Here is a 14,025-nt window from a genome sequence, read left to right on the forward strand (position 1 = left end):
TCAGTGGAACCCCGCTGACCCGGCGGCTTGCGTGCCGTTGTTCCGTGTCAGTGGAGGCGCATTATAGGGAGTTATTTCAGACTGACAAGTTAAAAATACAAAAAACTTATCAAGCGATTACTTTTTAATCAACAGCTCTATTCTTGCCTGGTTATTAAACAAAAACGAGCCCCGCAGGGCCCGTTTATTGAGGTTTTGTGACTTACTGCACTGCCACAATGCGATCGTCATTCACTTCCAGACGAATCGTTTTGCCTGGAATCAGCTCACCAGACAGGATTTGCTGCGCCAGCGGGTTTTCGATCTGCTGCTGGATAGCACGTTTCAATGGACGTGCACCATATACCGGATCGTAACCATTCGCGCTCAGCAGTTTAAGCGCCTCGTCAGAGATGTGAATTTCATAGCCACGCTCTTCCAGACGTTTATACAGACGCTGCAGTTGGATCTGAGCAATAGAAGCAATGTGTTTCTCACCCAATGGATGGAATACAACAACCTCATCTATACGGTTGATGAATTCCGGGCGGAAGTTCTGGCTCACGACGCCCAGCACCATATCCTTCATGTGACCATAATCCAGCTCACCGAAGCGTTCCTGAATCAGATCAGAGCCAAGGTTCGAGGTCATGATGACAACCGTATTACGGAAATCGACCGTTCTCCCCTGCCCGTCAGTCAAACGACCATCGTCAAGCACCTGCAACAGAATGTTGAAGACATCCGGATGCGCTTTTTCCACTTCATCCAGCAGAATGACAGAGTAAGGACGGCGGCGTACCGCTTCCGTCAGATACCCACCTTCTTCATAACCGACATATCCCGGAGGCGCCCCGACCAGACGAGAGACAGAATGTTTCTCCATAAACTCGGACATATCGATACGCACCATCGCGTCGTCGCTGTCGAACATAAAATTAGCCAGCGCCTTACACAGTTCGGTTTTACCGACACCGGTTGGGCCAAGGAACAGGAATGAACCAATCGGACGATTCGGATCGGACAAACCCGCACGGCTACGACGGATGGCATTAGATACCGCTTCTACCGCTTCGTTCTGGCCAATCACGCGGCTGTGCAGATCCTGTTCCATCCGCAATAATTTTTCCCGCTCGCCTTCCAACATACGAGCCACCGGGATCCCGGTCCAGCGCGCCAACACTTCTGCAATTTCTGCATCCGTCACTTTATTACGCAGCAGACGCATGGTTTTGCCTTCAGACTGGGTGGCTGCTTCCAGCTGTTTTTCCAGTTCCGGAATTTTGCCGTACTGCAGCTCGGACATGCGCGCCAGGTCGCCGACACGACGCGCCTGTTCGATAGCGATTTTTGCCTGTTCCAGCTCTGCCTTGATGGTTTGCGTGCCGGAGAGGGACGCTTTTTCAGCTTTCCACTCTTCTTCTAACTCAGAGTACTGGCGCTCTTTGTCGTCCAGCTCTTCATTAAGCATATCAAGACGTTTTTTGCTCGCCTCATCAGACTCTTTCATTAACGCCTGCTGTTCCAGTTTGAGCTGGATAATACGACGGTCGAGTCTGTCGAGTTCCTCCGGCTTGGAGTCAATCTGCATACGAATGCTGGATGCCGCTTCGTCAATGAGGTCGATAGCTTTATCCGGCAACTGACGATCGGCAATATAGCGGTGAGACAGCGTAGCTGCCGCAACAATTGCCGGATCAGTAATCTGTACATGGTGGTGCAGCTCGTAACGTTCTTTCAGTCCACGCAAAATGGCAATGGTGTCTTCTACTGATGGCTCAGCCACAAACACTTTCTGGAAACGACGTTCCAGCGCCGCATCTTTTTCGATGTACTGGCGGTATTCATCAAGCGTGGTGGCCCCTACGCAGTGCAGCTCCCCGCGCGCCAGCGCTGGCTTCAACATGTTGCCGGCGTCCATCGCGCCATCGGCTTTACCTGCACCGACCATTGTATGCAACTCATCGATGAACAGAATGACGTTGCCTTCCTGTTTCGAGAGATCGTTGAGCACACCTTTTAAACGTTCTTCAAATTCACCGCGATACTTCGCCCCGGCCACCAGCGCGCCCATATCCAGCGCCAGCACGCGACGACCTTTTAACCCTTCAGGTACTTCACCGTTAATGATTCGCTGTGCCAGCCCTTCGACGATAGCGGTTTTACCAACACCTGGCTCACCGATCAAAACCGGGTTATTTTTAGTACGACGTTGCAGCACCTGAATAGTGCGGCGAATTTCTTCATCACGACCAATAACCGGATCGAGTTTGCCTTGTTCGGCGCGTTCGGTCAGGTCGACGGTATATTTTTTCAAGGCCTGACGTTGGTCTTCAGCCCCCTGGTCATTCACGCTTTCACCTCCACGCATTTGTTCAATTGCCTGAGTGATATTGGCGGTTGTCGCTCCAGCTGATTTTAATAAATCGGTCAGCGTACCGCGTGACTCAAGCGCCGCCAGAACGAACAGTTCTGACGAAATAAAGTTGTCCCCACGTTTTTGCGCCAGCTTGTCGCAAAGATTCAGTACGCGCACCAGATCCTGAGAAGGCTGCACATCACCACCGGTACCTTCTACCTGCGGCAAGCGGCTCAACGCCTGGTCAATCGCTGTGCGTAACTGGCCAGCATTAATGCCAGCGGACGTTAACAAAGGACGAACCGATCCCCCTTCCTGATTCAGCAAGGCGCTCATTAGATGAAGTGGTTCGATGAATTGATTGTCGTGCCCCAATGCGAGTGACTGGGCATCGGCAAGAGCAAGCTGGAATTTATTGGTAAGACGATCCAGACGCATAACTCCTCCCATAACAGGTCAAAATTGCTACTGGAGATTAAATGAGGTCATCCCTCAATTATTCAAGGTGAATGACCTGAATTATGTGAAAAGAAAATTACACGTACCGGATCGTCTTGATTCTTTAGGTTATATCAGCCAAATAAAACTTGCCATACGACCCGTGGTATTGTCGCGACGATAAGAGAAGAACGTCTCACTTTCGCTGAAGGTGCAATGGTCACCACCGTAGACGTTCTCAACCCCCACATTTGCCAGACGCTGGCGCGCAAGCTGGTAGATATCCGCCAGATATTTTTCACCACGCGGCACAAATGCACTGTCAGCGTGCGGATCTTTTGCCATAAACGCTTCGCGGACTTCTGCTCCCACTTCAAACGCGTCCGGGCCAATCGCCGGTCCTAACCAGGCAATAATGTTTTCCGGTTTATCGCCAAAGCACGCCACCGTTTCTTCCAGCACACCTTCACATAACCCGCGCCAGCCCGCATGGGCCGCCGCCACCTCTGTTCCAGCACGATTACAAAACAGCACCGGCAAACAGTCCGCCGTCATCACCGCACATACGGTGCCCGGCGTATTACTGTAGGACGCATCTGCACGTTTAGATAAGTATGGCCCGCCGCTCAATTTCAGGACGTCTTTACCGTGTACCTGTTCAAGCCAGACGGGTTTCGAAGGCAGATTGCCCGCAGCAAACAGCCGCTTGCGGTTCTCTTCCACATGCTCCGGGTTATCACCACAATGGGCACCCAGGTTAAGCGAATCATAGGGCAACAGACTGACGCCGCCAATGCGGGTAGAACTACAGGCCGCGACACCCTGAGGTATCGGCCACTGCGGGACAATTAGCTTACTCATAGCCAGGCAACATCATCCTTATGCTCTTCGAAATCAGCGCGCATCACTTCGATAAGCTCCACCATATCTTGCGGAATCGGCGCATGCCATTCCATCTCAATACCGGAAATCGGGTGATACAAACGCAACATGGTCGCGTGCAGCGCCTGACGGTCAAACTTACGCAGCACGGAGATAAACTCGTCAGAAGCGCCTTTCGGTGGACGCGGACGACCACCGTAGACCTGGTCGCCCACCAGCGGATGGGTGATATGCGCCATGTGCACGCGGATCTGGTGCGTACGTCCGGTTTCCAGACGCAACCGCAGACGCGTGTGCACACGGAAATGCTCCATAATGCGATAGTGCGTTACCGCAGGTTTCCCCATTGGATGCACTGACATATGCGTACGTTTGGTTGGATGACGGCTGATCGGTTCTTCGACTGTACCGCCCGCTGTCATATGGCCAATCGCCACGGCTTCATACTCACGAGTGATTTCACGCAGCTGCAATGACTCGACCAGGCGCGTTTGCGCCGGGACAGTTTTTGCCACAACCATAAGTCCGGTTGTGTCTTTATCCAGCCGGTGCACAATACCGGCTCGTGGGACATCCGCAATTGGCGGGTAGTAATGCAACAACGCATTCAATACCGTACCATCAGGATTCCCGGCGCCCGGATGCACTACAAGGTCACGAGGTTTGTTGATGACAAGAATGTCGTCATCTTCATAAACGATATCCAGCGGGATATCCTGAGCTTCAAAACGAACCTCTTCATCAATTTCAGCATTGATGGAGACACGCTCTCCACCTAACACTTTTTCTTTCGGCTTATCGCAAAGATTGCCATTTACCAGTACGCGCTGGTCGAGGATCCATTCTTTTATGCGCGATCGCGAATAATCAGGGAACAATTCGGCCAAAGCCTGATCTAAGCGTTGACCAAGCTGATTTTCGGAGACTGTTGCGGTGAGTTCTACTCGTTGTGCCATAAACTGCTTCTTCGTTTAACGTTGGGTTTTACGGCTTTGCCGTTTAATATAGTGTGCTATTGTAGCTGGTCTTAACCGGGAGCAGGAACAGAGAATCTCCCGTATTACATTTTGAGGAAAGTCAAAACGTCATGACGCGCATGAAATATCTGGTGGCAGCAGCCACGTTGAGCCTGTTTTTGGCGGGTTGCTCTGGTTCAAAGGAAGAGGTGCCCGATAATCCGCCAAATGAAATCTACGCGACTGCTCAGCAAAAGCTGCAGGACGGTAACTGGAAACAGGCAATAACGCAATTGGAAGCGTTGGATAACCGCTATCCATTTGGACCGTATTCTCAGCAGGTGCAATTAGATCTCATCTACGCCTACTACAAAAACGCCGATCTGCCACTTGCTCAGGCTGCCATCGATCGTTTTATTCGTCTGAACCCGACTCACCCGAACATTGATTATGTCATGTACATGCGTGGCCTGACCAATATGGCGCTGGACGATAGCGCGCTGCAAGGATTCTTTGGCGTCGATCGTAGCGATCGCGATCCACAGCACGCCCGAGCTGCGTTTAATGACTTTTCCAAACTGGTACGTGGTTATCCGAACAGCCAGTACACAACCGATGCCACGAAGCGTCTGGTGTTCCTGAAAGATCGTCTGGCGAAGTATGAATACTCTGTTGCTGAGTACTATACCGCCCGTGGCGCATGGGTTGCAGTCGTGAACCGTGTGGAAGGTATGCTGCGTGACTATCCGGATACCCAGGCAACGCGTGATGCCCTGCCGTTGATGGAAAACGCTTATCGCCAAATGCAGATGAATGCCCAGGCAGAAAAAGTAGCGAAAATCATTGCCGCTAACAGCAGCAACACCTGATTGACCTCAGAATGCAAAACGGCAGCCCAAGGGCTGCCGTTTTTTTATCCGTTAAAACCACAACTGAAGCGGTTTAGCTGCGACGCATCCTATCAAATATGGCCTGCTTTCAGGTATTCCTCAAGTAAAAAATCGCCTGTTCCTGCGGTGCCTCACAAAAAGGTTTTCTTGACAAAAAGCGACAAAAATATGTGATTTAGATCACATATTTTGACATTGGGAACGGTATGCTGGAATCACCAAGACGGGAAAGACAAGAGGTAAAATTTATGACAATGAACATTACCAGTAAACAAATGGAAATTACTCCGGCAATTCGCCAGCATGTCGCAGACCGTCTCGCCAAACTTGAAAAATGGCAAACTCATCTGATTAATCCACATATCATTCTGTCTAAGGAGCCACAGGGTTTCATTGCTGATGCCACCATCAATACACCGAACGGACATCTGGTCGCCAGCGCAAAACACGAGGATATGTACACCGCCATTAACGATTTGATCAACAAGCTGGAACGGCAGCTCAATAAAGTGCAGCACAAAGGCGAAGCCCGTCGTGCAACAACTTCAGTAAAAGACGCCAACTTCGTCGAAGCAGAAGAAGAGTAGTCCCTTACATTGAGTGTATCGCCAACGCGCCTTCGGGCGCGTTTTTTGTTGACATGGTGAAAACAGTACGGGTACTTTACTGATGTAGCCAAAGGAAAATTACATGAAACTTGTCCCGTTCTTCTTCGCATTCTTTTTTACCTTCCCCTGAATGGGAGGCGTTTCGTCGTGTGATAAAGAATGCGAAGACGAACAATAAGGCCTCCCACAACGGGAGGCCTTTTTTTTGATAACAAGAAAGGCAACACTATGACATCGGAAAACCCATTGCTGGCGCTGCGCGATAAGATCAGCACGCTGGATGAAAAATTACTGGCCCTGCTGGCTGAGCGACGTGGACTGGCCGTAGAAGTTGGCAAAGCTAAACTGCTTTCACATCGTCCGGTTCGTGATATCGACCGTGAGCGCGACCTGTTAGACCGCCTGATTCAGCTTGGCAAAGCACATCATCTTGATGCTCATTACATTACTCGCCTGTTCCAGCTGATTATCGAAGACTCCGTCCTGACCCAGCAGGCGCTCCTTCAGCAGCATCTGAATAAGAGCAACCCGCATTCCGCTCGTGTTGCCTTCCTGGGACCAAAAGGGTCTTACTCACACCTCGCCGCCCGTCAGTATGCCGCACGTCATTTTGAGCAGTTTATTGAAAGCGGCTGCGCGAAATTTTCCGATATCTTTAATCAGGTTGAGACCGGACAGGCAGACTACGCGGTAGTGCCTATTGAAAACACCAGTTCCGGTGCGATTAATGACGTTTACGATCTGCTGCAGCACACCAGCCTGTCTATCGTTGGCGAGATGACGATTACTATCGATCATTGCGTACTGGTGTCGGGAACAACCGATCTGGAGAGCATCGACACGGTATACAGCCACCCGCAACCGTTCCAGCAGTGCAGCAAGTTCCTGAACCGCTACCCACACTGGAAGATTGAATACACTGAAAGCACTTCAGCTGCGATGGAAAAGGTCGCCCAGGCTAATTCGCCACGCGTGGCAGCCCTGGGAAGCGAAGCCGGTGGTGTACTGCATGGTCTGCAGGTACTTGAGCATATTGAAGCTAATCAGACACAAAACATTACCCGCTTCGTGGTACTGGCACGTAAAGCAATCAATGTTTCTGACCAGGTTCCAGCGAAAACAACGTTGCTGATGGCGACAGGACAACAGGCAGGTGCGCTGGTAGAAGCATTGCTGGTGCTGCGTAACCATAATCTGATTATGACCAAGCTGGAATCACGCCCGATTCACGGCAATCCGTGGGAAGAGATGTTTTATCTCGATATTCAGGCCAACCTGGAATCACCCCAGATGCAAAAAGCATTGAAGGAGTTGGGTGAGATTACGCGTTCGATGAAAGTATTGGGATGTTATCCGAGTGAAAACGTGGTGCCGGTCGACCCGAGCTAACATGACAATGCCGGATGGCACTACGCTTATCCGGCATCTTAATTAAGGACGGCTGTCATTCGCCTGGCGTAACAAAGTACGGCTTTCACTCTGGAAGCGCTGCGCATAGTCGCCAAACCAGTGTTCCACCTTACGGAAACTGTCGATAAACGCTTGCTTATCGCCCTGCTCCAGTAAACCGATCGCCTCACCAAAACGTTGGTAGTAGCGTTTGATCAGCGCAAGGTTGCTCTCAGACGACATAATAATATCGGCATAGAGCTGCGGATCCTGGGCAAACAGACGGCCTACCATCGCCAGTTCAAGACGGTAAATCGGCGAAGAGAGCGCCAGCAGCTGCTCCAGTTGCACATTCTCCTCCGCTAAATGCAGCCCATACGCAAATGTCGCAAAGTGGCGTAACGCCTGAATGAACGCCATATTCTGGTCGTGCTCAACGGCGCTGATCCGATGCAGCCGCGCACCCCATACCTGAATCTGTTCCAGAAACCACTGATAGGCTTCCGGCTGACGTCCATCACACCAGACGACGACCTGCTTTGCCAGACTGCCGCTGTCCGGACCAAACATCGGGTGTAAACCCACAACCGGACCGTCATGTGCCGCCAGCATTGCCTGCAGAGGACCATTTTTCACTGAGGCCAGATCAACCAGAATACAGTCAGGCGGCAGGCGCGGTAGTTTGGCGATCACCTGCTCGGTGACGTGGATCGGCACACTGACGATCACCATGCCTGCATCGGCGACGATCTCCGTGGCGCGATCCCAGTCCTGCTGTTCCAGGATCCGCACCTGATAACCAGACAGCGTCAGCATCTTCTCGAACAGCCGCCCCATCTGTCCGCCACCACCGACGATCACCACCGGACGCAAAGAAGGACAAAGCGTCTTAAAGCCTTTGTCATTCTCACTGGAATAAGACTCGCGCATAACCCGACGCAATACATCTTCGATCAGATCTGGCGGCACCCCCAGCGCTTCAGCTTCTGCACGGCGGGAAGCCAACATCGAGGCTTCCCGCTCGGGTACGTAGATCGGCAGCCCAAAGCGGCTTTTGACTTCACCGACTTCGGCAACCAGCTCCAGACGCCGTGCCAGTAAATCCAGCAACGCCTTATCAACTTCATCAATTTGATCGCGTAGTGCGGTCAATTCAGCAACCATACCAACCTCTTATGCTACACGCGCCGTCAGTTGGCCGTTTAAATCCTGGCTAATTTCACGCAGTAGCGCATCCGTCATTTCCCAGCTAATGCAGGCATCAGTTACGGAGACGCCGTATTTCATTTCGCTACGTGGCTGTTCGGAGGACTGGTTGCCTTCGTGAATATTACTTTCAATCATCAAGCCGATGATTGAGCGATTGCCATCTTTGATTTGGGCGATCACAGATTCAGCCACGGCTGGCTGGCGACGGTAATCTTTATTGGAATTACCATGACTGCAATCTACCATCAGAGAAGGTCGTAGTCCTGCCTGCTCCATCTCTTTTTCACACTGGGCGACATCCGCTGGGCTGTAGTTCGGCGCTTTACCGCCACGCAGGATCACGTGACCATCTGGATTACCCTGAGTTTGCAGTAGTGCAACCTGCCCCGCCTGGTTAATACCAACAAAGCGGTGTGATTGTGCTGCGGCGCGCATGGCGTTAATTGCCGTTGCCAGGCTCCCATCTGTACCATTCTTAAAACCAACCGGCATGGAAAGACCAGAAGCCATTTCACGATGCGTCTGTGATTCAGTGGTACGCGCACCGATAGCAGACCAGCTAAACAGATCGCCCAGGTATTGCGGGCTGTTTGGATCTAACGCTTCTGTTGCCAGCGGTAGCCCCATATTCACCAGTTCAAGCAGCAGTTGACGCGCAATTTTCAAGCCTGCTTCAACATCAAAAGAGCCATCCATATGAGGATCATTAATTAACCCTTTCCAACCGACGGTGGTACGGGGCTTTTCAAAGTAGACGCGCATCACCAGGTAGAGGCTATCGCTGACCTCTGCGGCAAGGGCTTTAAATCGACGAGCGTACTCAATAGCCGCTTCAGGATCGTGAATCGAGCATGGACCACACACCACCAGCAGTCGCGGGTCGCGACCAGAGATAATGTCTGAAATGGTTTTACGCGACTGAGCGATTTGCGCCTCCTGTGCAAGGCTCAGCGGAAATTCCGCTTTAAGCTGCTCTGGGGTCATCAGAACCTGTTCGTCGGTAATGTGTACGTTGTTCAGCGCGTCTTTTTGCATGATGGTGATCCTGTTTAGCTCGTTTGCGATAGTTTTCCTCAGCGAGGAGATAATCACGATAACACAACAGGTAAAGATTTCAATCCACATTCCGTAAATTTTTATTTACGGAACGCCTTTTTACAGCAAAAACACTGCAAAATTTCGTACAATTAAATTTACACTATTCTATATATGAATCCGCTATGCTTTAAAAAAACGGGGAGAACAGGCAATGAAGCAACTCATCTGTACCTTATTTGTATTATTTCTCAGCGGATGTCAGATAGATCCCTATACTTTTTCCCCTACCTGGACAGGTACCGACTGGTTTGATGCCGGAATACAGGATGCCATTTCAGGCCATGTCGTTAAAGATAACGAGACACTTGCCGACAACTACAATGACCCGGAGGTCGATCGTGCCCAATATCTTAAGGGGTACGCCGAAGGACAAAGGAAAACCTGTCAGCAGGACTTTGTTTACGCGAGAGGATTGACCGGCAAAACCTTCCCCGCCAGTTGCGACACGGTAGACAATGTCAGCCGATTACATGAAGCATGGCAAAAAGGAGCAAACGAAGGAGCAGCCTCAACAAGGTTAAATTAAACAAGAGCTTAAATTTTATAAATTAATGAGATTTAGCTTAAATACTCAATGCACTCATTCCAGGAATAATGACGCCCTGGGAAAATAATGTTATTTTGTTGCAAACAATCTTGAATGTATATCGACGCAATACGGCAAACGCTGGTAGGTACCTATTCATGAGCTTTTCTTACCGACTCATACTTCTACTGGCACTGCTTCTGACCGGATTACCTCTGTACGCTCACAGCGTCACGGAAGAGGCAAAATCTGTGCGCTCTATAGTTTCCGGTATCGTCAGCTATACACGCTGGCCAGCACTTTCAGGGCCACCAAAACTGTGTATATTCTCTTCTTCGCGCTTTTCCAGCGTGCTGGAAGATACCCGAGCAGGAGCACTACCCTATCTTCCTGTCATCATTCATACGGAACAAGAAGTTTTAGTTGCGCAGTGTGATGGTTTTTATTTTGGAAAAGAAAGCCCTACATATCAGGCGGAACTAAAGAATAAATATCCTACTAAGGCATTGTTATTAATTGCCGAACAGAATCCCGAATGCGTTATTGGCAGCGCTTTTTGCCTCATAATTAAAGATGAAGACGTGAGATTTTCCGTAAATATGGATTCCCTGTCACGCAGCGGTGTAAGGGTAAGTCCAGACGTATTGATGCTTGCGCGGAATAAAAAGCATGAATAAGGGTCCTTCTCCCATAAAACGCCCAACGTTTAAGCGGACGCTGCGGCGTATCAGCATAGTCAGCGTACTGGTAACCATGACGCTGATTTGGCTGCTGCTTAGCATTTCGTCTGTGCTGGCTCTGAAGCAATACGCACAAAAGAATCTGGATCTCACGGCAGCAACCATGACCCGCACGCTCGAAGCCGCATTAGTCTTTTCGGATAGCGTCGCAGCGTCGGAAACGCTGGCGGCACTAGGACAGCAAGGGCAATTTTCAGTTGCAGAAGTCCGCAATCAAAAGCAGAAAGTGATCGCCACCTGGCGCTATGACGCGCAGGATACTACTGACAAAATCAGCAGTATCATCAGCCACTGGTTGTTCCCGCAACCGGTAACTCAACCCATTTTGCACAATGGCGACGTTATTGGTGAGGTGCGCCTGATTGCTCGCGACAGCGTTATTAGTCATTTCATTTATTTGTCGCTGGCGGTTCTTACCGGATGCATTTTACTGGCATCGGGTATTGCATTAATGCTTACTCGTTATTTACACAATGGTGTCGTGGACGCCCTGCAAAATATTACTGAGGTGGTACATGATGTTCGTACCAATCGTAATTTCTCACGGCGCGTATCTGAAGAACGGATTGAAGAATTTCATCTGTTTGCGCAGGACTTTAATAGCCTGCTGGATGAAATGGAAGAGTGGCAACTACGTCTCCAGGCAAAGAATGCCCAACTGTTGCGTACCGCGCTACATGACCCTTTGACTGGTCTTGCGAACCGTGCCGCATTTCGCAGCAGTATTAACGCACTGATGAACGACGACGCGGCCCACAGCAGCTCTGCGTTGTTATTCCTTGATGGCGATAATTTTAAATTTATTAATGATACCTGGGGACACGCTGCGGGCGATCGGGTCCTGATTGAAGTCGCAAAAAGGCTGGCCGAATTTGGTGGTAATCGGCATCACCCATACCGACTTGGCGGCGATGAATTTGCCATGGTGCTTTACAGCGTCCATTCTGAATACGAAGTTCAACGTATCTGCGCGGCGTTGTCGCAAGAGTTTAATCGACCTTTTGACCTGCATAACGGTCATCTGGCAAGCATGACACTCAGTATTGGTTTTGCGCTGACGTGGGAACATGCCTCTGCCGAGAAATTACAAGAACTTGCCGATCATAATATGTATCAGGCTAAAAATTTGCGCGCTGAGCGCATTATTAAAAAATAAGGAATTACACACATGCTAAGACGTTTATTATCCCCGTTTATTCTCATCATGCTGATTCTGGCAGGCTGTCAGGCACCTCAGGGGAAATTTACCCCAGAGCAAATTGCAGCTATGAAATCGTACGGATTTACTGAAGCTTCAGGAGACTGGTCTCTGGGTTTGTCTGACACCATCCTGTTTGACAAAAACGACTATAAACTCCGCCCTGAAAGTGAAAAGCAAATCCAGGAAATGGCGTCCAAACTGGCTGCTACCGGGTTAAACCATGCTCGTCTGGATGGTCACACCGATAACTATGGCGAGGACAGCTACAACGAAGCTCTGTCGCTCAAACGAGCCAATGTGGTTGCAGACGCCTGGGCTCGGGGTGCCAATATTCCACGAACTAACCTGACAACCCAAGGGCTCGGGAAGAAATACCAGCTTGCCAGCAACCAGACGTCAAAAGGCCGTGCCGAAAACCGCCGCGTTGCAGTCGTGATCTCGACACCGTAATCAATATCCAACTGGCTGCGCGTCGCGCAGTCATCTGATAAAAAAACAAAACATAAAGGTCGGAATAAAAAAAGGGCCAGCCTTTCGGCCAGCCCTTTTCTAACAGGATGTCGCTTGCGCGAATCTTAGTTAAGACGCTCTTTGATACGAGCAGACTTACCAGTGCGCTCACGCAGGTAGTACAGTTTAGCTTTACGAACAGCACCACGACGTTTAACAGCAATGCTGTCAACTACCGGAGAGTGAGTCTGGAAGACACGCTCAACGCCTTCGCCGTTGGAAATTTTACGAACAGTGAATGCAGAGTGCAGACCGCGGTTACGAATAGCGATAACCACGCCCTCGAATGCCTGCAGACGTTTTTTGGAACCTTCAACAACCCATACTTTCACTTCCACGGTATCACCCGGACGGAAGGAAGGTACGTCCTGCTTCATCTGTTCTTGTTCAAGTTGCTTAATAATGTTGCTCATAATTTAATCTCTTATCCTGGGTAAACTGATATTGGGGGCTTACGCCTGCCCATCATGTTTATGTTGCTGTTGTGCGTGTTCCTTTTTGAACTCCGCCAGCAACCTTGCTTGCTCTTCAGTCAGAGCCAGGTTTTCCAGAAGTTCAGGTCTTCTAAGCCAGGTCCGGCCCAGCGACTGCTTCAAACGCCAGCGACGTATCTCAGCGTGGTTCCCCGACAGTAATACCGCCGGTACTTCCATCTGCTCTAACACTTCAGGTCGGGTATAGTGTGGACAGTCCAGCAACCCGTCAGCAAACGAATCTTCGATTGCCGAAGCCTCATGACCCAGAACCCCCGGAATAAACCGGGAAACGGAGTCGATCAGCGTCATTGCCGGTAACTCACCACCGCTGAGAACGTAATCGCCGATTGACCATTCTTCATCAATTTCGGTTTGAATCACGCGCTCATCTATTCCTTCATAGCGACCGCACACCAGAATCAACTTTTGATTCGTGGCCAGTTCGCAAACGCCCGCTTGATCAAGCTTGCGTCCCTGAGGTGACAGATAAATCACCTTTGCGCCTTCACCAGCCGCAGCTTTTGCTGCATGAATGGCGTCCCGTAAAGGTTGCACCATCATTAACATCCCCGGTCCGCCGCCGTACGGACGATCGTCCACGGTACGGTGCCGGTCATGAGTAAAGTCACGAGGACTCCAGCTCTGGATGTTCAGCAGGCCATTTTTTACTGCCCGGCCAGTTACCCCGTAATCGGTAATTGCGCGGAACATTTCTGGAAACAGGCTAACGATACCTATAAACACAAGCCAATCCCCATAACGCC

At 50.4% G+C, this 14,025-nt stretch carries 15 protein-coding genes and 1 other annotated feature; of the genes, 8 read left to right on the plus strand and 7 right to left on the minus strand.

Going from position 1 to position 14,025, the window contains the following annotated elements; genetic code table 11:
• Positions 1-202 precede the first annotated feature (202 nt).
• From clpB to rluD, 3 genes are all read right to left on the minus strand, one after another.
• Positions 203-2,776 (minus strand): ATP-dependent chaperone ClpB, encoded by a 2,574-nt coding sequence (gene clpB, locus OGY19_RS00115; RefSeq protein WP_115601639.1) that lies wholly within the window; start codon positions 2,774-2,776, stop codon positions 203-205.
• A gap of 129 nt (positions 2,777-2,905) precedes the next feature.
• Entirely contained in the window at positions 2,906-3,637 is a 732-nt protein-coding gene (yfiH, locus tag OGY19_RS00120) for a purine nucleoside phosphorylase YfiH (protein ID WP_115601638.1), read from the minus strand.
• Complete coding sequence (gene rluD, locus OGY19_RS00125; protein ID WP_005130415.1) at positions 3,634-4,614, minus strand: 23S rRNA pseudouridine(1911/1915/1917) synthase RluD; 981 nt, start codon at positions 4,612-4,614, stop codon at positions 3,634-3,636. The genes yfiH and rluD overlap by 4 nt, the downstream gene beginning before the upstream one ends.
• A gap of 131 nt (positions 4,615-4,745) precedes the next feature.
• Here rluD and bamD point away from each other — a divergent pair, with 131 nt between their 5' ends.
• From bamD to pheA, 4 genes are all read left to right on the plus strand, one after another.
• Complete coding sequence (gene bamD / locus OGY19_RS00130; RefSeq protein WP_005130417.1) at positions 4,746-5,483, plus strand: outer membrane protein assembly factor BamD; 738 nt, start codon at positions 4,746-4,748, stop codon at positions 5,481-5,483.
• A 269-nt stretch (positions 5,484-5,752) separates the two neighbouring features.
• Entirely contained in the window at positions 5,753-6,091 is a 339-nt protein-coding gene (gene raiA, locus OGY19_RS00135) for a ribosome-associated translation inhibitor RaiA (protein WP_003031244.1), read from the plus strand.
• A 102-nt stretch (positions 6,092-6,193) separates the two neighbouring features.
• Positions 6,194-6,319 (plus strand) — a sequence feature (Phe leader region).
• On the plus strand, positions 6,195-6,242 hold the full coding sequence (gene pheL, locus OGY19_RS00140; RefSeq protein WP_100250063.1) for a pheA operon leader peptide PheL: 48 nt from the start codon (positions 6,195-6,197) through the stop codon (positions 6,240-6,242). (Overlaps the previous feature by 48 nt.)
• A gap of 21 nt (positions 6,320-6,340) precedes the next feature.
• Positions 6,341-7,501, plus strand: coding sequence for a bifunctional chorismate mutase/prephenate dehydratase (gene pheA / locus OGY19_RS00145; protein ID WP_115601635.1), 1,161 nt, complete (start codon positions 6,341-6,343; stop codon positions 7,499-7,501).
• Positions 7,502-7,543: 42 nt separating this feature from the next.
• Here the strand turns inward: pheA and tyrA are convergent, their stop codons facing one another.
• Positions 7,544-8,665: a bifunctional chorismate mutase/prephenate dehydrogenase gene (gene tyrA / locus OGY19_RS00150; RefSeq protein ID WP_115601634.1), complete on the minus strand. Its 1,122-nt coding sequence runs from the start codon at positions 8,663-8,665 to the stop codon at positions 7,544-7,546.
• 9 nt (positions 8,666-8,674) lie between these two features.
• On the minus strand, positions 8,675-9,745 hold the full coding sequence (aroF, locus tag OGY19_RS00155; protein WP_005130422.1) for a 3-deoxy-7-phosphoheptulonate synthase AroF: 1,071 nt from the start codon (positions 9,743-9,745) through the stop codon (positions 8,675-8,677).
• 214 nt (positions 9,746-9,959) lie between these two features.
• On the opposite strand from aroF, the gene OGY19_RS00160 reads away from it, so the two are divergent.
• The 4 genes from OGY19_RS00160 to OGY19_RS00175 all read left to right on the plus strand — a co-directional run bounded on the left by OGY19_RS00160 (position 9,960) and on the right by OGY19_RS00175 (position 12,725).
• Positions 9,960-10,334: a DUF2799 domain-containing protein gene (locus OGY19_RS00160; RefSeq protein WP_048212935.1), complete on the plus strand. Its 375-nt coding sequence runs from the start codon at positions 9,960-9,962 to the stop codon at positions 10,332-10,334.
• 158 nt (positions 10,335-10,492) lie between these two features.
• Positions 10,493-11,011, plus strand: coding sequence for a regulatory sequestration protein YfiR (yfiR, locus tag OGY19_RS00165; protein WP_061068848.1), 519 nt, complete (start codon positions 10,493-10,495; stop codon positions 11,009-11,011).
• Positions 11,004-12,230 (plus strand): diguanylate cyclase DgcN/YfiN, encoded by a 1,227-nt coding sequence (dgcN, locus tag OGY19_RS00170; protein WP_048212936.1) that lies wholly within the window; start codon positions 11,004-11,006, stop codon positions 12,228-12,230. The genes yfiR and dgcN overlap by 8 nt, the downstream gene beginning before the upstream one ends.
• A gap of 12 nt (positions 12,231-12,242) precedes the next feature.
• Complete coding sequence (locus OGY19_RS00175) at positions 12,243-12,725, plus strand: OmpA family protein (protein WP_286596178.1); 483 nt, start codon at positions 12,243-12,245, stop codon at positions 12,723-12,725.
• Positions 12,726-12,850: 125 nt separating this feature from the next.
• On the opposite strand, the gene rplS is transcribed toward OGY19_RS00175, so the two are convergent.
• Positions 12,851-13,198 (minus strand): 50S ribosomal protein L19, encoded by a 348-nt coding sequence (gene rplS, locus OGY19_RS00180; protein WP_002914145.1) that lies wholly within the window; start codon positions 13,196-13,198, stop codon positions 12,851-12,853.
• A 39-nt stretch (positions 13,199-13,237) separates the two neighbouring features.
• Positions 13,238-14,005: a tRNA (guanosine(37)-N1)-methyltransferase TrmD gene (gene trmD, locus OGY19_RS00185; RefSeq protein ID WP_061068379.1), complete on the minus strand. Its 768-nt coding sequence runs from the start codon at positions 14,003-14,005 to the stop codon at positions 13,238-13,240.
• Positions 14,006-14,025 lie beyond the last annotated feature (20 nt).

The organism is Citrobacter sp. Cy070 (genome assembly GCF_030332245.1).
In the GTDB taxonomy this organism is placed as follows: domain Bacteria; phylum Pseudomonadota; class Gammaproteobacteria; order Enterobacterales; family Enterobacteriaceae; genus Citrobacter; species Citrobacter youngae.